Below are 20,346 nucleotides of genomic sequence, written 5' to 3'. Positions count from 1 at the left end.
CGACTGTTTTGGATAGCCGCGGGCGGGAAAGCCGACCCCTACAGGTTGTGACGAGCGGGTTACAGCTGCAGGGAGGCGGGCGTGGCGACAAAGACCCCCACACTTCGGACGATCGAGACGAACATCCCCGCGCGGATGGACCGGCTGCCGTGGTCCCGGTGGCACTGGATGGTGATCATCGGGCTCGGTACGGTCTGGATCCTCGACGGCCTCGCCGTCACGATCGTCGGCGCCATCGGCGGCCGGCTGTCCGAGCCCGGCAGCGGCCTCGAGCTGACCGCGACCCAGGTCGGCTCCGCCGGCTCGGCGTACATCGTCGGCGCGTGCGCCGGCGCCCTCTACTTCGGGCGGCTCGCCGACCGGCTCGGCCGCAAACGCCTGTTCATGATCACCCTGGCGGTGTTCCTGGCCGGCAGCATCCTGACCGCGTTCTCGATGAACTTCATCTGGTTCCTGGTCTGCCGGGTCATCACCGGCGCCGGCGTCGGCGGCGAGTACTCGGCCATCCACTCCGCGGTCGACGAGCTCATCCCCGCCCGCGTGCGCGGCGCCGTCGACCTGGTCATCGGCGGCTCCTACTGGATCGGCACGATCTTCGGCTCGCTCGCCTCGGTCGCGCTGCTGCGGCCCGAATGGTTCCCGATGGACATCGGCTGGCGGCTCGCCTTCGGCCTCGCCGCGATCATGGGCTTCGCGATCCTGCTGGTCCGCCGGCACGTCCCGGAGAGTCCACGATGGCTCTTCCTGCACGGGTACGAGGAGGAGGCGGAACGCGTCACCCGGCAGATCGAGCACGAGGTGGTCCGCGAGACCGGCCAGGAACTGATCGAGCCCCGGCGCACCATCCGGATCAAGCAGCGCCCGCCGATGGGCATCGCCGAGATCGCCGGCGTGGTGTTCCGGATGTACCCCAAGCGCACCATCGTCGGCCTGTCGCTCTTCACCGGCCAGGCGTTCCTCTACAACGCCATCTTCTTCACGTACGCGATGGTGCTCACCGAGATCTACGGCGTCTCGTCGTCCTCGGTCGGCTGGTACCTGATCCCGTTCGCGGTCGGCAACTTCCTCGGCCCGCTGCTGCTCGGGCGCCTGTTCGACTCGGTCGGGCGCAAGCCGATGATCGCCGGCACGTACATCCTCTCCGGCATCCTGTTGATCATCACCGGCGTGCTGTTCCGCAACGGCGTGCTGAACGCCACGACACAGACCGTCGCCTGGTGCATCATCTTCTTCTTCGCCTCGGCGGGCGCCAGCGCGGCGTACCTGACGGTGAGCGAGATCTTCCCGATGGAGACGCGGGCCATGGCCATCGCGTTCTTCTACGCCACCGGCACGATCGTCGGCGGCTTCGGCGGCCCGCTGCTGTTCGGCGCGCTCATCCAGAGCGGCGAACCCAAGCAGATCTTCATCGGGTACGTCGTCGGCGCCGTGGTCATGATCATCGGTGGCATCGTGCAGGCCACGATGGGCGTCGAGGCGGCGCGGCGCGACCTGGAGGACATCGCCCCGCCGCTGTCGGCGCAGGCCGCGGAGCTCGACGAGCCCGGCGAGGAGGCCGACCCGTACACCCTCGGCCGTGGCCAGGGCCGCGGCACCGGCCACGCACCGTCCTGATCGCACGCCCCGCAAAGGAGGCAGCCATGGGTTACACCCCGTTCCCGTCCACCTCGAGCGTGGACGCCGACGAGAACGAATGGTGGATGCGCCGCGAGATCTCGCTGATCCAGAACCTGCTCAAGGAGGAGGGCGAGGCCTCCCGCGACCACATCGGCGAGGCGCTGGGCTGCAAGTACTGGGGCCCGACCCGCTTCCGCAACGCGCTCAAGGAAGGCGTGAAGCGCGGCGCCTTCCGCAAGACCGGCCGCGGGAAGTACGCCCCGGCCTGACATCCCCGTCCCCGGACGTCTCTCCCGATGTCGAGAAAGCGTCGCCGGCTCCGTCCCCGGCACGACCTGTCGCCGACATCGGGAGAGACGACCGTGGAACCGACCCGGATCACCGAGATCCTCGACCGGCCGGGCAGCCGGGACCTGCTCGCCCGCGACATCACACGCCTGGCGTACGTCGCCCGGGACGGCACACCCCGCTGCGTACCGATGGCGTTCACCTGGAACGGCACGCACATCGTCATGTGCACCTCGACGAACGCCCCCAAGCTCGCGTCGCTGCGCCGCAACCCGGCGGTGGCGCTGACCATCGACACCGAGGTCCACCCGCCCACGATCCTGCTCCTGCGCGGCCGTGCGGACCTGGACGTGGTCGAGGGCATACCGGACGAATTCCTGCAGATGAACGGCAGCTACACGATGACCCCGGACCAGCGGGCCGCCTGGGAGGCGGAGGTCCGGTCGCTCTACGACGGCATGGTCCGCATCGTCGTCACACCCACCTGGGCCAAGCTGATCGACTTCGAGACGACGCTGCCGACGGCGGTCGAACAGCTCGTCCGGCAACGCAGCGAACGGCAGGCCTGACCACTGCGCTCACCCCGACGGCGCGCGGCCGTCGCCGATCACCCTCCCGCCGAGGCCGGACCGCGAGATGGGCCGGCCGACCAGTTCGACCAGGACGTCGTCACGCCACTCGTCGCCGAACACGGCGGTGACGGCGTCGGTGAACGCGGCGACGAGCCGCGCCACCACCACGGCGGCGTCCTCCCGGGTGAACACCTCCTCCCGCATCCCGAACGTGACGCTGGGCGCGGCCGTGGCGACCGCCGCTCCGCCCCGCGCCCACCGTCCGGCGGGGATGCCGATGAGCCGCACGTCCACGGAGGGCCGGGCCCACTCGCCGTACACGGCCACGACGGCGCCGGTCAGCGCCTCGATCAGGCGCGGCTCACGGCCGGCGAGCTGATGCTCGAGGGCGTGGAGCGTCACGTGCGGCATCGGCGGCTCCTCGACGTCCGGTCGTCCGGGGGTGGAGCAGCATAAAGCCGCGGCTTCCTCCGCCGGAAACGACTTCCGTGCCGACGCCTCCGGGATGGGCGCGCGCTCCGCTGGTTGCGCCTCACCCGGGCGCTGGCTGCGTGGCTTGCGCTCACACCGCGCGCTCCCACGGCGCCGCGCGATCGTCTCGGCCGCTCGGCCGCGCTCGACCCGGACGCGGGGTGCGTGTCTTGCGCTCAGGTTGCGGACGCCCAGCCCTGACCGCGCGACCGCGCTGGTTGCGCCCTACCCGCGTTGGCTGCGTGGCTCGCGCTCAGGCCGCGGGCGCCCGGCCTTGGCGGCGCCGGGTGGCGGGCTCGGCTCAGGCTGCGCGTGCGCCGGCTGCGCTCACGCCGCGCGCGCTCCGGCTCCGGCGTGGCGCAGGGCCGGGTGGCGGGCCTCCCAGGCAGCGCGCACCCCGCGCGGCAGGTTCAGCTCGGGCCAGAGCCGCACCATCGTCGGGCCGTGCAGGTGATCGCGCAGCTCGTCGATGCGGACGGCCTCACGCAGCACGTTCTCGTACATCCACAGGAGCATGGTGTGCTCGCCGAGGTCGAAGGCGCGGTGCGGGTTCCACCACAGGCGCAGCGGGAGCTCGACCAGGCCCTGGGTGGGACCGGTCAGCTCGGCGAGCGTCCCGGCCACCAGCACGGGCCGGTGCGGCCGGGCGAGGTGGGCGACGGGAGCGTCGAGTGCGCGGGCGGGCATGCGACCAGCCTAGACCGCGACCCGCCCCGGCGAATAATCCCTAGGTTCCTAGGATGCTGTAGGCGCGGAGCGCCGCACCACAGAAGGGACGGCTTCGCCGACTGATCAAAAGACGCCGTGCGCGCACTGGTCAGGAGTCGCCCGCCCGCCAGGGGAACGCGACACCGGTGGTCGGCGCCAGAACGCCGACGCCGGCGGTCGGTCATGCCAGGCGGGTGCGGACCACGAGCTCGTGCAGCGCCTCCACCGCGTCCGGGTCGGCCTGTTCCCGCAGAGCCGACGCATCTCGCGCCCGTTCCAGCTCCGCCCGCAGGGCCGCGGCGTCCTGCCGGAACGTCTTGCGGAGCTCGGCCGGGAACGCCGCGTGCTCCGCCGAGCGCTTCATCGCGATCAGCTCCGGCACGTACGGCAGCGGGCTCAGCGTCCCGAGATCGGCGACCACCGAGCCGGTACGCATGAGGTGGATGCCCGTGTGCAGCACCCGCAGCGTGTACAGCGCGGGCTTGAGTTCGCCGGTCGTACCGAACAGGCGCTCCTGGGTGGCGGCGAAGCCGAGGTAGTGGTGGGCGTGGTGCCGGGTGATCAGCCCGGGCGCCAGTTCGATCAGCGCGGCGTGGACCGGCGACGTGGTGACGACCAGCGGCGAGAGGAGCTGTTCGAGGACATAGCCGTTGCGGGTGGTGAGCAGCCGGGTGAACTTGAGCAGGTCGTGGCTGACCACGTCGAGTTCCACGCCGTCGCGCCAGGTGTCCGTGGTGATGGTCTCCGGGCCGGTGCGCAGGCCGACGACCTCCTGCGCCGGGAGGAGGTGGCTGGCGCGCAGGTCGAGGTCGCTGTCGACGGAGGCGAAGCCGTACAGGTGGGCGCCGCTGACCGTCACGAAGACGGTGGGATAGGGCAGGACCGCGGCCTCGGCGGCCCAGGCCGGCACGTCCGTTGTCACGCCAGGTTCCTTTCGCGTACGGCGGTGAGCAGCGCGTCGATGCGAGCTCGGTCCGGTTCGGCGGGCAGCGTGGTGGCCGCTTCCGCGTCCGCGAGGCCGGCGAGCAGCTCGTCCGCCCACGACACCACGGATTCCCAGGGCACTCCACCGGTTTTGATCTCGAGGAGGCGGTCGCGCAGGGGTGTGACGTCCACGAGCACCCGGCCGGTGCGCAGGACGTGGGTGCCGGCGTACAGCAGGCGGATCATGTGCATGGCCTGTTTGTGGTTGGTCCCGCCGGTGCTCCGGCGCCGGGCCGCGACGCGTTTGAGCTGGTCGCGGGCGTACGCGCCGTAGGTGGCGGCGACGCGCCGGGAGAGGAACGCGTCGCGGGCGGCGAGCAGGGCCCGGCCGTCGTCGGTGAGGTGCTCGATGAGCGGTGACCAGAGCACTTCGAGGACTGTGGGATTGGCCTGCAGGGCGAGGGCGCAGAAGCGTTCGATCTCCCAGGAGAACTGCTCCTCGCGGGGGCCGTCGAGGTGGGTCGGCGGCTTGTCGAGGCGCCAGAACGCGCGGGTGGGTGCGGCGTACACGCCCCGGCGGTCGTGGTCGGAGCCCGGTCCGGCGAGGCCGTACGCGCGGGAGCCGACCACGACCGCGAGGATCGTGCCGGGTGGGAACGGGCCGGTCACAGGTCGAGGACTGTCCCGTCGATCTCGTCGAGCTCCTCGGCGCCGAGGGTGAGGTTGTGCAGGGCGGCGACGTTGGTCTCGAGTTGCTCGACGCTGCTGGCGCCGATGATGAGGCTGGTCATGCGGGGGTCGCGCAGGGCCCAGGCGAGGGCGAGCTGGGCGAGGCTCTGGCCGCGGCGCTGCGCGATGTCGTTGAGTGTGCGGATGCGCCCCATGGTGGCCGGGTCCAGGTCGTTCTCGTTGAGGAAGACGCTGGTGCGCACGCGGGAGTCGTCGGGGATGCCGCCGAGGTAGCGGTCGGTGAGCAGGCCCTGCTGCAGGGGGCTGAAGGCGATGCAGCCGGCGCCGACGCGTTCGAGGGTGTCGAGCAGGTGGTCCTTCTCGATCCAGCGGTTGAGGATCGAGTACGAGGGCTGGTGGATGAGCAGCGGGGTGCCGAGCTCCTGGAGGATGGCGGCGGCCTGCGCGGTCTGCTCGGAGGTGTAGTTGCTGATGCCGACGTAGAGGGCCTTGCCGGCGCGGACGACGGCGTCGAGGGCGCCCATGGTCTCCTCGAGCGGGGTGTCCGGGTCGGGGCGGTGGTGGTAGAAGATGTCGACGTAGTCGAGGCCGAGGCGCTTGAGCGACTGGTCGAGCGACGAGACCAGGTATTTGCGGGAGCCCCACTCGCCGTACGGGCCGTTCCACATGTGGTAGCCGGCCTTGGTGGAGACGACGAGCTCGTCGCGGTGGGCGGCGAGGTCGGTGCGCAGGATGCGGCCGAAGTTGCTCTCGGCGCTGCCGGGCGGGGGGCCGTAGTTGTTGGCCAGGTCGAAGTGGGTGACGCCGAGGTCGAAGGCGCGCCGGACGATGGCCTGCTGACGCTCGAGCGGGCGGGCGTCGCCGAAGTTGTGCCAGAGGCCGAGGCTGATGGCGGGCAGCTGGAGTCCGCTGCGCCCGGCGCGGCGGTAGGTCATGGTGTCGTAGCGGTCGTCCGCGGGGGAGTAGGTCACACACCACAGCCTAGGGACACATGATCGAAACATCGCCGCTGGTAGGTTGAAGGGGCCGGTACCACCCACGCGGGAGAGACCGTCGGTTCGCCGACGGCGCCGAAGGGGCAAATCCTCCCCGGAACCTCTCAGGCAAAAGGACCGCGGGGGCAGGCGACTCTGAAGTGCCCGGTGGGGTGTGACCGCCCGGTGGGTACGACAGAGGGGGAGGTTGCCCGTCGACCTTCTGCCCCCGCTGGAGCCGCCATGACGTTCGCATTTCGCCACATCGGTCCGGATCCGGACGCGCAGACCCAGATGCTGAAGGCCATCGGGTACGCGTCGCTGGACGCGCTGATGGATGCCGCCATCCCCGAGGTGATCCGCTGGCACGGGAGGCTGGACCTGCCGGCCGCGGCCTCCGAGGAGGAGGCGATCGCCGAGCTGCGGGAGCTGGCCGGGCGTAACACGGTGACCACGTCGATGATCGGGCTGGGGTACTACGGCACGGTGACGCCGGCGGTGATCCGGCGCAACGTGCTGGAGAACCCGGCGTGGTACACGGCGTACACGCCGTACCAGCCGGAGATCAGTCAGGGCCGGCTCGAGGCGCTGCTGAACTTCCAGACGATGGTGACGGACCTGACCGGGCTGACCACGGCGAACGCGTCGATGCTCGACGAGGGCACGGCGGTGGCGGAGGCGATGACGCTGGCCCGCCGGTCGTCGAAGAGCAAGAGCCCCGTGTACGTGGTGGACGCGGACACGCTGCCGCAGACCCTCGCGATCCTGCGGACGCGGGCGGAGCCGCTCGGTATCGACGTGCGGCTGGTGGACCTGGACGCCGGCGATGAGCTGCCGGCGGAGTTCTTCGGCCTGCACCTGCAGTATCCGGGTGCGTCGGGGGCCGTGCGTGACCACGCGGCGCTGGTCGAGGCGGCCCACGCGGTGGGTGCGCTGGTGACGGTGGCGGCGGATCTGCTGGCGTTGACGCTGCTGCGCCCGCCGGGGGAGATCGGCGTGGACATCGCGGCCGGGACGACGCAGCGCTTCGGCGTACCCCTGGGCTTCGGTGGGCCGCACGCCGGTTACCTGGCGGTGCGCGCCGGGCTGGAGCGGTCGCTGCCCGGGCGTCTGGTGGGGGTGTCGCGGGACGCGGACGGCGCGCCGGCCTACCGGCTGGCGTTGCAGACGCGGGAGCAGCACATCCGCCGGGAGCGGGCGACGAGCAACATCTGCACGGCGCAGGTCCTGCTCGCGGTGATGGCGAGCATGTATGCGGTGTACCACGGTCCGCAGGGTTTGCGGGCGATCGCGAAGCGGGTGCACGACCACGCGCTGTCGCTGGCCGGCGGGCTGGCAGCGGCCGGTGTCGAGGTGGCGCACGACGCGTTCTTCGACACGGTGACCGCGGTGGTGCCCGGGCGGGCGGCGTCGGTGGTGGAGGCGGCGGCCGGGAACGGCATCGACCTGCGGCTGGTCGACGCCGACCGGGTGTCGGTGTCGGTGGACGAGACGACGACGCCCGCGCACGTCGAGGTGGTGCTGGCGGCGTTCGGCGCGGCTCCGGCGGCGCCCGCCGAGTGCGGCGCGCGGCCGCTGGGGCGTACGTCGGGTTTCCTGACCCACCCGGTGTTCTCGTCGTACCACTCGGAGACGGCGATGCTGCGGTATCTGCGGCGGCTGTCGGACCGCGACTACGCGCTGGACCGGGGCATGATCCCGCTGGGGTCGTGCACGATGAAGCTGAACGCGACCACGGAGATGGAGCCGGTGTCGTGGCCGGAGTTCGCGAACATCCACCCGTTCGCGCCGGCGTCGCGGACCGCGGGCTACGAGGCCCTGGTGGCGCAGCTGGAGGGCTGGCTGGCGGAGCTGACCGGGTACGACGCGGTCAGCGTGCAGCCGAACGCGGGGTCGCAGGGTGAGCTGGCCGGTCTGCTGGCGATCCGCGGCTATCACCGGTCGCGTGGCGACGAGCACCGCGACGTGTGCCTGATCCCGTCGAGCGCGCACGGCACCAACGCGGCCAGCGCGGTGATGGCGGGCATGCGGGTCGTCGTGGTGGCGTGCGACGAGAACGGCAACGTGGACCTGGCCGACCTGGACGCGAGGATCGAGAAGCACCGGGACGCGCTGGCGGCGATCATGGTGACGTACCCGTCGACCCACGGCGTGTACGAGAAGGGCATCGCCGAGCTGTGCGGCAAGGTGCACGACGCCGGCGGCCAGGTGTACGTGGACGGCGCCAACCTGAACGCGCTGGTCGGGTTCGCCCGGCCGGGCAAGTTCGGCGCGGACGTGTCGCACCTCAACCTGCACAAGACGTTCTGCATCCCGCACGGCGGTGGTGGTCCCGGCGTCGGCCCGGTCGCGGTGCGCGCGCACCTGTCGGAGTTCCTGCCGGGTGACCCCCTCGAACCGGGTGAGCACCACGCGGTGTCGGCGGCGGCGCACGGCTCGGCGGGGATCCTGCCGATCTCGTGGGCGTACCTGCGGATGATGGGCCCGGACGGGCTGGCGGCGGCGACGTCGGTGGCGGTGCTGGCGGCCAACTACGTGGCGGCGCGGCTGCGCGAGCACTACCCGGTGCTGTACGCCGGCAACGAGGGCCTGGTCGCGCACGAGTGCATCCTGGACCTGCGGCCGATCACGAAGGCGACCGGGGTGTCGGTGGACGACGTGGCGAAGCGGCTGATCGACTACGGCTTCCACGCGCCGACGATGTCGTTCCCGGTGGCGGGCACGCTGATGGTGGAGCCGACGGAGAGCGAGGATCTGGCGGAGCTGGACCGGTTCTGCGACGCGATGATCGCGATCAAGGGCGAGATCGACCGGGTGGCGGCCGGTGAGTGGCCGCGGGACGACAATCCGCTGCACAACGCCCCGCACACGGCTTCGGCGGTGTCGGCGGACGAGTGGGAGCACGCGTACCCGCGGTCGCTGGCGGGTTTCCCGGCCGGGGTGGACCGGACGGCGAAGTACTGGCCGCCGGTGCGGCGGATCGACGGGGCGTACGGCGACCGGAATCTGGTCTGCTCGTGCCCGGCGCCGGAGGCGTTCGAGGAGTGAGGGGTTCCCGCCGGGGCGGGTCGGCATAGGGCCGGCTCGCCCCGGGTGCCGGGGCGGCGGAGGCGCCGTTACGCTGCTGTCTCGCGCGAAGAGGGGCGCGGCGCGGGGGCCGCTGGGGCGGGCGCCGGTGGCGCCGCCGGGTGGGTCGGGTGCTCAGGCGGCGAGCGCGTGCCGGGCGGGGCCCCGGTGCGGTGCGATCATGCGGCCGTCGGGCAGCAGCTCACCGGTGTCCTCGAAGACGATGACGCCGTTGCAGAGCAGGCTCCATCCCTGCTCGGGGAACGTCGCCACGATGCGGGCCGCCTCGCGGTCCATGGCTTCGGATGAGGGACAGGGAGTCTGGTGCTGGCACATCGGAGGTCTCCGGTCAGGGGTGTGTTGTGTTGTTCTTCACATCAACGGGGCCGAACACTACTCCCATCCGAACGAGTCCGGGTGGCTCGGGTGACGGGGCCTCATTGAGCGAGTCCACTGTTCAGATGTTCCACGCAGCGGGCCGATACGGCCACTTTGCGACAGTCGCGCAAGCCCGTCCACCGGGTTCTCCGGCCTCCTGCCTGCACCGTCACCGTCCGTCATCGGTGTTCGAATGGTTCGCCGGGGATGGTGGTGACCCCGCCGAGCTTGTGACAGCCTGGCTCGCGGACAACGGACTGCCGGTGCGAGACCTCGGCCGAACGGCCAGTCAGTTTCACCCGTTCGGCGTCGGTACCCCCTGCGGGGCGTCACTGTACGTGTCCGCCGCGGCCGGATCGGTGATGGCCGGCGGCGCTTCCGGGCGAGCCTCACCGGTGCCGGAGATCCCTGATGTGGCAGCGGTTCTGTACGTGCACACCGCGGAGGGCCCGAGCCGGGAGAGCGGTCTCTCGCCGCGCCCGGGTGATCACGGTGCGTCAGCATCGCCCGGGTGGTCGCTGAGCCCGTGGGAGGACAGCTGGACCGCCGCGGACCACGCCGGCGCGGTGTCGGAGGTCCGCGCGGCGATCGCCCGGGGGGACGTGTATCAGGTCAACGTGGTGGGGCACGCCAGCGCGCCGTACACGGGCGATCCCGGCCCGGCCCTACAGCGAGTCACCGAGCTGGCCGGCGCCCGGTACGGCGGCCTCCTGGCGGGCGACGGCTGGGCGATCGCCACGGCCTCGCCGGAGACCCTCGTCGAGGTCCGCGACGGCCGGGTGATCACCCGGCCGATCAAGGGCACCCGCCCGGCCACCGCGCGGGGCCGCCGGGAGCTGCTCGGCTCGGCCAAGGAGCGCGCCGAGCACGTCATGATCGTCGACCTGGAGCGCAACGACCTCGCCCGGCTGAGCGGCGTGGGCCCGGTGCGCGTGGACGAGCTGTTCGCCGTACGCCGGTGGTCGGGGTTGTGGCAGGCCGAGTCGCAGGTGTCGGCGCCGATCGAGGGTCCGCTGAGCCTGGCCGGGCTGCTGCGGGCGGTGTGCCCGGGCGGCTCGGTCACCGGGGCGCCCAAGCTGGCCGCGCTGCGCGAGATCGAGCGGGTGGAGCCGGTCGGGCGCGGGGTGAGCATGGGCGGGCTGGGCTGGGTCGGCACCGACCACGTCGACCTGGGCCTGACGATCCGGACCGTGGCGGCGACCGCGGGCCGCGTCCACCTGTGGGCCGGCGGCGGCATCACCTGGGACAGCGACCCGCGGGCTGAGGTGGCCGAGGCCGCCGCGAAGGCCGCCCCGATCCGGGCCGCGCTGGCAGGTCCCTAGAAAAACGTCGCGCACCGCTGTCACCGGCCGCGGGTCCCACCCCGTCGGTACGGGTGAGGGCAGCGTGCGAGAGGGGACCGGCCGTGACCGAGGAACTGCGGAGCCTGCTCCGCGACGAGCTGAGTGCCGAACGGCCGCCGCCGCTGGGCGACGTGGTGGGGTCGGCGGTGCGCGACGGCCGCCGGATCCGCAGGCGGCGGCGGTTCGCGGCGGCCGGCGGCGGCACGGCGGTCGCGGGCGTGCTGGCCGTGGCGGTGGCGCTGGGCGGCCCGTACGGCACCGCCCCGGTTCCGGGCCCGGACGCCGGCGTCGTGGTCGCGGTGTCGCCCTCGCAGGCGCTGGACAGCCGGATCCCGGCCACCCCGCAGGCGATGCTGGTGCTGCTGCGCGACCTGCTCCCGCCGGGGCGTACCGGGGACGCCGCCAAGGCCGCCCACTCGGACCTGCAGGTGCAGATGTCGCTGGACCGGGGGCGGGGACCGGCGATCATCCGCATCTCCGTTGCCGGATATCCGTCACTGCCGCGGGCCGGGAAGCCGACGGTCACCGTGGAGTCGCTGCCCGACAATTGCACCCAGGCGAAGGTCGTGCGCGCCGACTGGCCCGGCGGGATGACCGTGCAGGCGGACCTGGCGACGTGCCGGATGACCGCCGGCGGCAGCACGCCGACGCCGCTCGCCCTGACCGACGAGGAGGCGAAGGCGGTGGTGTCGGACCCGCGGTGGGGCGACGGCATGGACCCCGCGCTGGTGCGCGCCGGCGAGCAGGACTTCCCGCACCTGGCGACGTTCGGCTAGGGCGGCGCGGTGAATGACGACGAGGACTTCACGGAGTTCGCGGGCAGCTGCGCCGAACGGCTGCGGACCACCGCGTTCATGCTGTGCCGCGACTGGCACCTGGCCCAGGACCTGACCCAGAGCACCCTGACGAAGCTGTACCTCGGCTGGCGGCGGGTGCGGCAGGCCGACAACCTCCCTGCGTACGCGCAGAAGGTTCTGGTCCGTGTCTACCTGGACCACCGCCGGCGGCGCAGCTCCACCGAGGCCGTCGTCGGCGCGGTGCACGAGCAGGGCTACCGGCACCACCCGGACCTGCGGCTGACCATGCTCGACGCGCTGGCGCAACTGCCGCCGCGGGACCGCGCGATCGTGATCCTGCGCTACTTCGAGGACCTGAGCGTCGAGCAGGTCGCCGATGCGCTGGACGTGCCGGCCAGCATCGTCAAGACGCAGACGAGGCGGTCCCTGGAGCGGCTGCGCGGGCTGCTCGCCGCCGACCAGCTGGCCCTGTTCGCGTAACCGATGCGGCGCGGCCCGGCGAGGTCGTTCCGCACGCCGGCGCGGGCGTAACGAGCGGTGCTCGTGGCCACCCGATACCCGCGATAGGGTCGCGGCCATGACTGTGCGAGCGATCCGGCTGTTCGGCGACCCCGTGCTGCGGACACCGGCCGAGCCGGTGACCGTCTTCGACGACGAGCTGCGGCGCCTGGTCGCCGACCTGGAGGACACGGTGCGCGAGCCGGGCCGCGCCGGGGTCGCCGCACCGCAGATCGGCGTGAGCCTGCGGGTGTTCTCCTACAACGTGGCCGGCGAGGTGGGACACCTGGTCAACCCGGTGCTGTCCGGCTTCGACGGCGAACAGGACGACGAGGAAGGCTGCCTGTCGCTGCCCGGCATGGGCTTCGCGACGCCGCGGGCCTGGACGGTCACGGCGACCGGCTCCGATCAGTACGGCGCACCGCGCACGATCACCGGCACCGGCTTCCTGGCCCGCGCCCTGCAGCACGAGACCGACCACCTCGACGGCCGCCTGTACATCGACACGCTGACCGGCGACACCCGCCGCCAGGCGCTGCGGACCCTGCGCAGCGGCCGCCCCGCAAGGACATGAGCGACCGGGAGCCGGACACCCGGCGGCTGGCGGCCCGGTCGCTGGCCGCCGGGGACGCGACCGGCTGGTTCGAGAAGCTGTACGCCGAGGCCGCCGCCGGCACCGCGGAGGTGCCCTGGGACGTGCCCGCCCCGAGCCGTCACCTCGCCGCCTGGGCGCAGGCACGCGGCCTCGACGGGCACGGTCGCCGCGCGCTCGTGGTCGGCTGCGGGCTCGGCCGCGACGCCGAGTTCCTCGCCGGGCTGGGCTTCGCGGTGACCGCTTTCGACATCTCGGGCACGGCGGTGCGCACGGCCCGGCAGCGGCATCCCGGCTCCGCGGTGACCTACGTCGTTGCGGACCTGCTCGACCCGCCCGCGGCGTGGCGGGGCGGCTTCGGCCTGGTGCTGGAGAGCAACAACGTGCAGGCGCTGCCCGCGGACGTCCGCGCCCGGGCGATCGCGAACGTGGGCCCGCTGGTGGCACCGGGCGGCACGCTGCTGGTCCTGGCCGCCGCCGCGACCGGCAGCGCCGAGGGGCCGCCGTGGCCGCTGAGCCGGGCCGAGATCGACGCGTTCGGCGGCGAAGGTCCGGGCGGCGCGGCGCTGGAGACGGTGTCCGTGGAGCGCATCGCCGACGGCGGGGAGACGCTGGTCGCCCGCTGGCGCGCCGAGTTCCGGGCCGCCGGGTGACGCCGCGTCGTCACGCCCGGAACGTGCGGCGGTAGGTGTCGGGCGGCACGCCGACCGTCCGGTGGAAGTGACGGCGCAGGGTCGTCGCGGTGCCCATGCCGACAGCCGCGGCGATGCTGTCGACGCTGTCGCCGGTGGTCTCCAGCAGCTCCTGCGCCCGGCGGATCCGCTGGGTGAGCAGCCACTGCAGCGGGGTGGTGCCGGTGACCGACCGGAACTGCCGGTTCAGGTGGCGCGAGCTGAGGTGGCACTGACGGGCCAGGTCGTCCACGGTGAGCGGCTGGTCCAGCCGCCGCATCGCCCAGGGCAGCAGCTCGGCCAGCGGGTGATCGTCGCGGGCGGGCACGGGCGTCGTGACGAACTGCGCCTGCCCGCCCGCCCGGTGCGGCGGCACGACCAGGCGGCGGGCGGCGATGTTGGCGACCGCCGAACCGTGGTCACGGCGGACCAGGTGCAGGCACAGGTCCATGGCCGCGGCCTTGCCCGCCGAGGTGAGAACCGTGCCGTTGTCGACGTAGAGCGCGTCCGGGTCGACCGTCACCCGGGGATAGCGCGCGGCGAGAGCATCGGTGTGCGCCCAGTGGGTGGTGGCCCGCAGGCCGTCCAGCAGCCCGGCGGCGGCCAGCACGAACGCTCCCGTGCACAGCGAGACGATCCGCGCGCCGGCCCGGTGGGCCGCGCGGAGTGCGTCGACCAGCTCGGCGGGCGGATCCCGGTCGACGTCGGCCAGGCCCGGGACGATCACGGTGCCGGCCGTCGCCAGACCGTCCAGGCCGCTGTCCGGATCCAGCAGGAAACGGCCGAGGCGGACCGGACCCGGGCCGCACACCCGGACGTCGTACCAGGGGCCGGGCACGGCGTCGGGGCGGGTGCCGAACACCTCGTGGCACAGCGCCAGCTCGAAGTGCAGCATCGCGTCGGTCGCGGCGATGGCGACGGAGCCCGGGGCGGATGCCATGGCCGGAATTGTACGGTCGCCGTCATTCCCGACACTGTCCCGGCGCGGGGAACCACGACAAGATCGGCAACATGAACACGGAGCGGACCATCGCCGTCTACGGCGCGTACGGACACACCGGCCGGTTCGTGGCCGCCGAGCTGCGCGACCGCGGACACCGCCCGCTGTTGCTCGGCCGGGACCGGGACCGGCTGGAGGCCATGGCGGCGGACGTCCCCGGCGCACAGAGGCGCGCCGCTCCGGTCGACGACCCGGCCCGGCTCGACCGGGCGCTGCGGGACGCGGACGCGGTGATCAACACGGCGGGGCCGTTCGCGGTCACCGCCGGCCCCGTCATCGAGGCGGCGTTGCGCGCCGGCATCCCGTACGTCGACGTGGCGGCCGAGATCGAGGCGAACGCCGACACGTTCACGCGGTTCGCGCAGCCCGCCCGTGCCGCCGGCACCGTGGTGGTCCCGGCGATGGCCTTCTTCGGCGGCCTGGGCGACCTGCTGGTCACCGCCGCGATGGGCGACCGCACGTCGGCGGACGAGGTCCACGTCGCGTACGGCCTGAGCAGCTGGCACCCCACCGGCGGCACGCTGGCCGGGTCGCGTCTCGGCGGGGCGGCGCGGTGGCCGGCGCATCCGCTACGCCGGCGGGCGGCTGCAGCTCCACGACGACGCGGTGTCGACGGTGGACTGGCCGTTCCCGGAGCCGCTCGGGAACCGGCGGGTGATCAGCGAGTTCACCATGGCCGACGTGGTGACCGTCCCCAGCCACCTGGCCGTCCCGGAGGTGCGCACCTTCATGACGGCCGCGGCGGCCGCGGACCTGGCCTCCCCGGATTCCCCCGCGCCGGCCGCCGTCGACGGGCGCGGCCGCTCCGCGCAGAGCTTCGTCGTCGACGTCGTCGTGCGCCGGGGCGGTACGCGGCGCCGCCTGGCCGCCTCCGGCCGCGACATCTACGCCGTCAGCGCGCCGCTCGCGGTGGAGGCCGTGGACCGCATCCTCACCGGCCGGACCCGGACGACCGGCGTCGCCTCGGCCGGTGCGATCTTCGACGCCCCGGACTTCCTCGCGGCCCTGTCCGCCCACCTGACCGTCGAGGCGCCGGCGGTGCCGGCCGGGCTCACATGCGCCGGATGATGTCGGCGAGGTCCGGCGGGTCCAGCCCGGGCAGCCCGGGCAGCTCGTCGAGGCGCCACCAGCCGTGCCCGGCCAGGGCCTCCTGCTCGTCGGGCAGCAGCCCGTCGCGCCGCAGCGCCGGCCGGGCCCCGGCGAACCGGGCCAGGTAGAAGCGTTCCGGTCCGCCGAAGCGGCGTCCCTTCCAGACGAAGTCGCGCTCGACCACGACGCTGCGGTCCAGCACGGCGGCCGGGTCGAGGCCGGTCTCCTCGGCCAGCTCGCGGCGGGCCGCCTGCAGGTGGGTCTCGCCGGGGTCGAGGCCACCGCCGGGCGGCTCCCACACGGCGTGCCCGTCGACCGGGTCGATCCAGTGCATCAGCAGCACCCGGTCGTCGGTGTCGAGGCAGATGACGCGTGCGGCCGGGCGGTGGGTGAGATCCATCAGACCACGATGAACGACGGCGGCGGGTGGCGCAGGAAGTCGTGGTGCGAGATGTCCCACGCGTACGCGCCGGTGCGGGCGAACAGCAGCACGTCGCCGATGCGCAGCCGCCCGACCCGCTGGTCACGCGACAGCACGTCACGCGGCGTGCACAGCTCCCCGACGGCGTCCACGGACTCGCCGGTGAGCCCGGGGCGGGGCCACTCGTACGGCCAGCGCTCCCGCTCGAGCACGGTGAACGGGTGGCTGTAGCCCCAGGCGGCGGGGAGCCGGAAGTGGTGGGTGCCGCCACGCAGCACCGCGAACCAGCGGCCGTGGGTGCGTTTGAGGTCCAGCACCTCGGCGGCGTACCAGCCGGCGTCGGCGGCGAGCAGGCGTCCCGGCTCGACGATCAGCTCCACCCCGGCGGGCACGTCCACGGCGGACAGGGCGGACAGGTCGGCGGTGGCGCCGGTGCGGTAGTCCACGCCGAATCCGCCGCCGGCGTTGACGGTGCGCAGGTCGAGGCCGTGGCGCCGGGCGGCGGCGGCCGACCAGTCGAGGCATCCGGCGAGGAAGCGGGCGTGCGCGGCGCCGTCGAGGTTGTTCGACACGGCGTGCAGGTGGAAGCCGGTGATCTCCACGTTGCCGCCGCGCCGGGCGAGAACCCGGGGCAGGTGCTGCTCGTCGATGCCGAACGGGGTGGGCGTACCGGTCATGGCGTGGCTGCCCGTGAGGCCGCCGGCCGCGCGGTTGACCCGTACGCAAGCCTGCACGACGACCCCCGCGGCCCGGGCGACGCGATCCAGCCGGAGCAGCTCCTGGCCGCTCTCCACGTTGATCTGCGCGCCCGCGGCGACCGCCGCGGCCAGCTCGGCGTCGGTCTTGGCGGGACCGCCGAAGACGATGCGCCGCGCCCCCGCGGCCACGGCCAGCTCCAGCTCACCGCCGGAGGCCACCTCCAGGCCGTCGCACTCCTCGGCGAGGGTCCGCACGACCTGCGGGTGCCCGTTGGCCTTGACCGCGTACAGCAGGGTCGTGCCGGCCGGCAGGGCCGCGCGCACGGCCGCGGCGCGCTCCCGCAGAGCCTGACGGTCATACACGTACGCGCAGACCGGCGACTCCAGCCCCGCCAGGGCGGCGAGGACCCGTTCAGGCGCGCGCATGCAGCGGATTCTCCACGGGCAGGTACGCGTCGCCGCCGCCGGCCAGCCGCATCCGCACCAGCGCCTTGTGCGGCACGGTCGCCGCGGTGAACGCCGCGTGGTCGTCGCGCCCGGCGCCGCCCAGCGCGTCGTAGGTCTCGTCGACGACGGAGCGGACCAGCCGCCACGCCCGGTCCTCGGCGAGGCCGTGCGACTCGCCCAGGCGCAGCACCAGCTCGCCGAGGTGGGCCTGGAACGCCGTGTACCCGATCTTGGCGCGCAGCACGGCGGCGTCCCCGGTGGCCACCACGGACGCGGGCCACAGCGCCACCTCGTGTCCCGCGGCGGCCAGCCGGCCCGGGTGCAGCCGCAGCCCCGCGAAGTCGCGTACGGCCAGCCGGTGCGGCACCCCGGCGGTGAAGGTCGGCAGACAGTTCTGCAGGTGCGCCTCCAGTGCCACGCCGTGCACCGTCAGGCGCAGCAGCGGCGGGAGCAGGAGCCGGGCGTACGCGTCGAGGAACGCGGCGGCCGCGCCGGTGTCGTCGCGGCGCCCGGTGGTGGCGGCGAACTCCCCGACGAGCCCGGCGGCCAGCAGCGGCAGCGCCCCGCCCGGCACGGCGCGCTCGCCGGGGCGCAGCCGCCCGGTGAGCCCGTCGCGCAGGATCGCCGACATGTCCCGGCCCGACCCGGCCGGTACGGCGGCCCCGGCAGTCTCGGCCATGAGCAGCAGCCGGTCCGCGTCCGGGTCGTCGGCGGCCAGCCGGTGCAGCACCCGCGACACGGCAGGGCCGTTGCGGGTGCTGGCGATGGAGATGCTGCGCCGGGTGGAGGTCACCTGGATGTCCAGCGACACCTTCACGTAGCGGCGGCTGCCGTCCGCGGCGGCGGGCAGCAGCAGGGTGCGAAGCGCGGCCGTGGGCACCGCGTCGAGTTCGGCGTCGAGGATGCGCACCAGCCCGCCGGCGAGCAGGTCGCCGTAGCGCCCGGGCAGGACCGTGTCCCGCTGCCACGGGTGCACCGGTTGCAGCCGGTATCCGGCCGGCAGTTCCGGCAGTCCCGGGTACGCCGAGCGCAGCGCCGCGCCGACGTCGTCGCCCAGGTGCACGTCGTCGCGGACGGCGAGGAACCCGACGCGGGTGTGCCCGGCCTCCAGGTCGTGCTCGAGCACGTCGGTGGTGTCCCAGCCCAGCCGCGTACGCCCGCACGGGTGCAGGTTGTGCCCGGCCACCGCGAGCCGTTCCGCGGCGACGGCGGCCTCGTCGGGGTCGCCGCCGTCGCGGGGCCCGGGGCGGGTCATGGCGACGGCGAGGTTCACGACGGCGTTGCGCAGCTCCGCGGCGAAGCCGGCCGCGTTGCCGGGCAGGCCGGGGGGCAGCAGGTCCGCGGGGTCGTCGGCGCCGGCGTGGGCGTACTCGACGCGGTGGAACGCGTGGAAGCGGTCGCCCGGCGCGGGCGGGATCAGCCCTTCGCGCACGAGCGCGCCGCGCAGCCGCCGCCCGACGACGTCCGCCGCCTCCGGCAGCGCGGCCATGAACGGATCGTGCAGGTGCGGGGCGTGCACGGCCAGGGACGCGCCGGCGTGGGCGGCGTGCAGGGCGAGCCGGCGGGCGGTCAGGCTGCGGGTCATGCGGCGAGTGGGTTGTCGTGGTACGTCCACACGTCGGCCAGCGGGTCGGCGGCCAGCCGCATCGCCGTCGTGGCCTTGCGCGGCAGCGGCCCGGTGAGCAGGGCGCGGGCGTCCGCGGTGGCGACGGTGGCGATCGCCTCCGCGGTGGTGGCCCACAGCTTGGCCGGGTCGGCGCCCGCGGTGGTCAGCACGGCGACGAGCTGCGGCGCGACGGTGCCCAGGACGGCCGCGGCGAGCTTCGTGCGCAGCTCGTGCGGGTCGTCGGTGGGCAGGTCCCCGTCCAGCCGTGGGACGTCGTGGCCGGCCGCGCGCAGCCGGGCGGGGCTGACGCGGACCCCGCCGAAGTCGCGGTAGACGATCCGGGTGGGCCGTCCCCGGTCGAGCACGACGAGGGTGTTCTGCCCGTGCGCCTCCAGCGCGACGCCGCGGTGCAGCAGGGCCAGGAGCGGCGGGAACAGCAGGTGGCACAGGTCGCGCCACCACGCGTACGGGTCGGTCGCGGCGTGCAGCAGCAGGGGCCGGCCGTCGTACGGGTCGGCGGCGGCCAGCGCCCCCAGCGGGACCACCGTCTCGCCGGGGCCCACCCGTGGCGCCTCGCGGTGCAGGTGGGCGAGGTGGCGGCTGGGCTCGCCGCCGACGAGGACCGCGCCCGCCCCGGACTCGGCCAGCACGGTGAGCGGCAGGCCGGCGGTCAGCTTCCCGAGCAGCGCGGACAGGACCGGGCCGTTGTGCAGGGCGGCGGGGGAGACCGTCCGCACCGCGGAGGTCATCTGCACGTCGACCGCGGTCTTGACGTGCCCGGCCCCGGTGTCGACGGTGCGCAGCGACATCAGCGGGCGTACGGGGCCGGTCTCGCCGTCGGCCCGCAACCACGGGTACGCCTCCCGCAGCCGCCGGGCCTGCCACGGGTGGGCGAGCAGGACCGGTTCGCCGGTGCCGTACCAGCGGCCGGCGGGCACGCGCAGGCGGGTCAGGCGCAGGGTGGGGCGGTGCTCGGGGGCGTACGCGAGCACGTCGGCGACGCTCATCGCGGTGCGCGTACGGCAGCAGGGGTGCAGCGGGTGCCCGTCGGCCACGAGCTGCTCGACGGTGGCCAGGTCCGGGGCGGTGTCCAGCAGCGGGCGGGAGGTGGCCGGGGGCGGGTCCGCGTACGCCAGGGCGAGGTTGGCCACGCTGTTGCCGATCTCGCCGGCGAACGTCTCGGGCCAGCCGAGCCGGCGCACGAGCACGACCGGGTCGGTGATGGTCTCGCCGCCGAGCCGGTAGGCGAGCCCGGCAGCGGCCGGCTGGAAGGGCTCGACGACCGTCGCGGACCCGGCAGCGTGCATCGGGTCGGGTGCCGTCCCCGGCAGGGGCTCGTGCGCCAGGGCGACGAGCAGCCGGGCGAGGATCTCGGCGCGGGCGCGCGGCAGGGCCCGGTCGTAGGCGTCCACCAGCCCGGGTCGCACGGCCTGCAGCTCGGCGCGGCTCACGGCGCCCATTCTGCACCCGTAACGTCCTAGGACGCTCTACAGGGT

The 20,346-nt window shown here is 73.9% G+C and carries 21 protein-coding genes, 1 pseudogene and 1 riboswitch; of the genes and pseudogenes, 11 read left to right on the top strand and 11 right to left on the bottom strand.

All coding sequences use genetic code 11. From position 1 onward, the window contains the following. The first annotated feature begins 81 nt into the window (after nt 1-81). The 3 genes from COUCH_RS21315 to COUCH_RS21305 all read left to right on the top strand — a co-directional run bounded on the left by COUCH_RS21315 (nt 82) and on the right by COUCH_RS21305 (nt 2,474). On the top strand, nt 82-1,614 hold the full coding sequence (locus COUCH_RS21315) for an MFS transporter (RefSeq protein ID WP_249606936.1): 1,533 nt from the start codon (nt 82-84) through the stop codon (nt 1,612-1,614). 26 nt (nt 1,615-1,640) lie between these two features. Then, nucleotides 1,641-1,886 (top strand): hypothetical protein, encoded by a 246-nt coding sequence (locus tag COUCH_RS21310; protein WP_249606935.1) that lies wholly within the window; start codon nt 1,641-1,643, stop codon nt 1,884-1,886. A 93-nt stretch (nt 1,887-1,979) separates the two neighbouring features. Beyond that, nucleotides 1,980-2,474, top strand: coding sequence for a pyridoxamine 5'-phosphate oxidase family protein (locus COUCH_RS21305; RefSeq protein WP_249606934.1), 495 nt, complete (start codon nt 1,980-1,982; stop codon nt 2,472-2,474). A gap of 9 nt (nt 2,475-2,483) precedes the next feature. Here the strand turns inward: COUCH_RS21305 and COUCH_RS21300 are convergent, their stop codons facing one another. The 5 genes from COUCH_RS21300 to mgrA form a co-directional block, all read right to left on the bottom strand. Then, a complete protein-coding gene (locus COUCH_RS21300; protein WP_249606933.1) occupies nt 2,484-2,888 on the bottom strand; it encodes a tautomerase family protein in 405 nt (134 codons plus the stop codon). A gap of 387 nt (nt 2,889-3,275) precedes the next feature. Next, nucleotides 3,276-3,635, bottom strand: a complete 360-nt coding sequence (locus COUCH_RS21295; protein ID WP_249606932.1) for a hypothetical protein — start codon at nt 3,633-3,635, stop codon at nt 3,276-3,278. A gap of 202 nt (nt 3,636-3,837) precedes the next feature. After that, complete coding sequence (locus COUCH_RS21290) at nt 3,838-4,578, bottom strand: nucleotidyltransferase domain-containing protein (protein ID WP_249606931.1); 741 nt, start codon at nt 4,576-4,578, stop codon at nt 3,838-3,840. Beyond that, complete coding sequence (locus COUCH_RS21285; RefSeq protein WP_249606930.1) at nt 4,575-5,249, bottom strand: nucleotidyltransferase domain-containing protein; 675 nt, start codon at nt 5,247-5,249, stop codon at nt 4,575-4,577. The genes COUCH_RS21290 and COUCH_RS21285 overlap by 4 nt, the downstream gene beginning before the upstream one ends. Further along, nucleotides 5,246-6,274, bottom strand: coding sequence for an L-glyceraldehyde 3-phosphate reductase (gene mgrA, locus COUCH_RS21280; protein ID WP_249606929.1), 1,029 nt, complete (start codon nt 6,272-6,274; stop codon nt 5,246-5,248). Before mgrA ends, COUCH_RS21285 begins: the two co-directional genes overlap by 4 nt. A gap of 27 nt (nt 6,275-6,301) precedes the next feature. Continuing rightward, a riboswitch (glycine riboswitch) is annotated at nt 6,302-6,395 on the top strand. A 92-nt stretch (nt 6,396-6,487) separates the two neighbouring features. Between mgrA and gcvP the strand changes: the two genes are divergently transcribed. Then, nucleotides 6,488-9,292: an aminomethyl-transferring glycine dehydrogenase gene (gcvP, locus tag COUCH_RS21275; protein ID WP_249606928.1), complete on the top strand. Its 2,805-nt coding sequence runs from the start codon at nt 6,488-6,490 to the stop codon at nt 9,290-9,292. A 153-nt stretch (nt 9,293-9,445) separates the two neighbouring features. Here gcvP and COUCH_RS21270 read toward each other — a convergent pair whose 3' ends face one another. Next, complete coding sequence (locus COUCH_RS21270) at nt 9,446-9,646, bottom strand: DUF5999 family protein (RefSeq protein ID WP_249606927.1); 201 nt, start codon at nt 9,644-9,646, stop codon at nt 9,446-9,448. Nucleotides 9,647-9,771: 125 nt separating this feature from the next. Between COUCH_RS21270 and COUCH_RS21265 the strand changes: the two genes are divergently transcribed. From COUCH_RS21265 to COUCH_RS21245, 5 genes are all read left to right on the top strand, one after another. Then, nucleotides 9,772-11,010 carry a chorismate-binding protein gene (locus COUCH_RS21265; RefSeq protein ID WP_249606926.1) on the top strand — a complete coding sequence of 413 codons (1,239 nt, stop codon included), beginning with the start codon at nt 9,772-9,774 and terminating at the stop codon, nt 11,008-11,010. 83 nt (nt 11,011-11,093) lie between these two features. Further along, nucleotides 11,094-11,807 (top strand): hypothetical protein, encoded by a 714-nt coding sequence (locus COUCH_RS21260; RefSeq protein ID WP_249606925.1) that lies wholly within the window; start codon nt 11,094-11,096, stop codon nt 11,805-11,807. 9 nt (nt 11,808-11,816) lie between these two features. Beyond that, a complete protein-coding gene (locus COUCH_RS21255) occupies nt 11,817-12,308 on the top strand; it encodes a SigE family RNA polymerase sigma factor (RefSeq protein ID WP_249606924.1) in 492 nt (163 codons plus the stop codon). Nucleotides 12,309-12,405: 97 nt separating this feature from the next. Further along, nucleotides 12,406-12,900: a peptide deformylase gene (locus COUCH_RS21250; RefSeq protein ID WP_249606923.1), complete on the top strand. Its 495-nt coding sequence runs from the start codon at nt 12,406-12,408 to the stop codon at nt 12,898-12,900. Next, nucleotides 12,897-13,571, top strand: coding sequence for a class I SAM-dependent methyltransferase (locus tag COUCH_RS21245; protein ID WP_249606922.1), 675 nt, complete (start codon nt 12,897-12,899; stop codon nt 13,569-13,571). The genes COUCH_RS21250 and COUCH_RS21245 overlap by 4 nt, the downstream gene beginning before the upstream one ends. Nucleotides 13,572-13,581: 10 nt before the next feature. Here COUCH_RS21245 and COUCH_RS21240 read toward each other — a convergent pair whose 3' ends face one another. After that, a complete protein-coding gene (locus COUCH_RS21240) occupies nt 13,582-14,529 on the bottom strand; it encodes a helix-turn-helix domain-containing protein (RefSeq protein WP_249606921.1) in 948 nt (315 codons plus the stop codon). Here COUCH_RS21240 and COUCH_RS21235 point away from each other — a divergent pair. Further along, a pseudogene (locus COUCH_RS21235) lies at nt 14,523-14,921 on the top strand (saccharopine dehydrogenase NADP-binding domain-containing protein); the annotation flags it as partial. The gene COUCH_RS21240 and the pseudogene COUCH_RS21235 sit on opposite strands and share 7 nt — an antisense overlap. 274 nt (nt 14,922-15,195) lie before the next feature. Further along, nucleotides 15,196-15,657: a hypothetical protein gene (locus COUCH_RS21230; protein ID WP_249613955.1), complete on the top strand. Its 462-nt coding sequence runs from the start codon at nt 15,196-15,198 to the stop codon at nt 15,655-15,657. On the opposite strand, the gene COUCH_RS21225 is transcribed toward COUCH_RS21230, so the two are convergent. From COUCH_RS21225 to COUCH_RS21210, 4 genes are read right to left on the bottom strand one after another with little or no spacing between them, the layout of a single operon-like run. Continuing rightward, nucleotides 15,641-16,078, bottom strand: coding sequence for an NUDIX hydrolase (locus tag COUCH_RS21225; RefSeq protein WP_249606920.1), 438 nt, complete (start codon nt 16,076-16,078; stop codon nt 15,641-15,643). The genes COUCH_RS21230 and COUCH_RS21225 overlap by 17 nt on opposite strands. Further along, the gene (locus COUCH_RS21220; RefSeq protein ID WP_249606919.1) at nt 16,078-17,223 is read right to left on the bottom strand and encodes an alanine racemase; all 1,146 of its coding nucleotides are present in this window, start codon (nt 17,221-17,223) and stop codon (nt 16,078-16,080) included. Before COUCH_RS21220 ends, COUCH_RS21225 begins: the two co-directional genes overlap by 1 nt. Beyond that, nucleotides 17,210-18,829, bottom strand: coding sequence for an IucA/IucC family protein (locus COUCH_RS21215; protein WP_249606918.1), 1,620 nt, complete (start codon nt 18,827-18,829; stop codon nt 17,210-17,212). The genes COUCH_RS21220 and COUCH_RS21215 overlap by 14 nt, the downstream gene beginning before the upstream one ends. Beyond that, the gene (locus COUCH_RS21210) at nt 18,826-20,310 is read right to left on the bottom strand and encodes an IucA/IucC family protein (protein ID WP_249606917.1); all 1,485 of its coding nucleotides are present in this window, start codon (nt 20,308-20,310) and stop codon (nt 18,826-18,828) included. The genes COUCH_RS21215 and COUCH_RS21210 overlap by 4 nt, the downstream gene beginning before the upstream one ends. Nucleotides 20,311-20,346 lie beyond the last annotated feature (36 nt).

Origin of the sequence: Couchioplanes caeruleus (assembly GCF_023499255.1) — a bacterium.
In the GTDB taxonomy this organism is placed as follows: Bacteria; Actinomycetota; Actinomycetes; order Mycobacteriales; family Micromonosporaceae; genus Actinoplanes; species Actinoplanes caeruleus_A.
The sequence above is the reverse complement of the archived record's forward strand: the minus strand, read 5'-3'. Positions and strand labels throughout refer to the sequence as shown.

Coding starts and splice junctions, on each gene's coding strand:
- COUCH_RS21310 (WP_249606935.1), top strand. CDS start 1,641: ATGGGTTACACCCCGTTCCCGTCCACCTCGAGCGTGGACGCCGACGAG.
- COUCH_RS21300 (WP_249606933.1), bottom strand. CDS start 2,888: ATGCCGCACGTGACGCTCCACGCCCTCGAGCATCAGCTCGCCGGCCGT.
- COUCH_RS21295 (WP_249606932.1), bottom strand. CDS start 3,635: ATGCCCGCCCGCGCACTCGACGCTCCCGTCGCCCACCTCGCCCGGCCG.
- mgrA (WP_249606929.1), bottom strand. CDS start 6,274: ATGTTTCGATCATGTGTCCCTAGGCTGTGGTGTGTGACCTACTCCCCC.
- gcvP (WP_249606928.1), top strand. CDS start 6,488: ATGACGTTCGCATTTCGCCACATCGGTCCGGATCCGGACGCGCAGACC.
- COUCH_RS21270 (WP_249606927.1), bottom strand. CDS start 9,646: ATGTGCCAGCACCAGACTCCCTGTCCCTCATCCGAAGCCATGGACCGC.
- COUCH_RS21265 (WP_249606926.1), top strand. CDS start 9,772: ATGTTCCACGCAGCGGGCCGATACGGCCACTTTGCGACAGTCGCGCAA.
- COUCH_RS21250 (WP_249606923.1), top strand. CDS start 12,406: ATGACTGTGCGAGCGATCCGGCTGTTCGGCGACCCCGTGCTGCGGACA.
- COUCH_RS21245 (WP_249606922.1), top strand. CDS start 12,897: ATGAGCGACCGGGAGCCGGACACCCGGCGGCTGGCGGCCCGGTCGCTG.
- COUCH_RS21240 (WP_249606921.1), bottom strand. CDS start 14,529: ATGGCATCCGCCCCGGGCTCCGTCGCCATCGCCGCGACCGACGCGATG.
- COUCH_RS21225 (WP_249606920.1), bottom strand. CDS start 16,078: ATGGATCTCACCCACCGCCCGGCCGCACGCGTCATCTGCCTCGACACC.
- COUCH_RS21220 (WP_249606919.1), bottom strand. CDS start 17,223: ATGCGCGCGCCTGAACGGGTCCTCGCCGCCCTGGCGGGGCTGGAGTCG.
- COUCH_RS21215 (WP_249606918.1), bottom strand. CDS start 18,829: ATGACCCGCAGCCTGACCGCCCGCCGGCTCGCCCTGCACGCCGCCCAC.
- COUCH_RS21210 (WP_249606917.1), bottom strand. CDS start 20,310: ATGGGCGCCGTGAGCCGCGCCGAGCTGCAGGCCGTGCGACCCGGGCTG.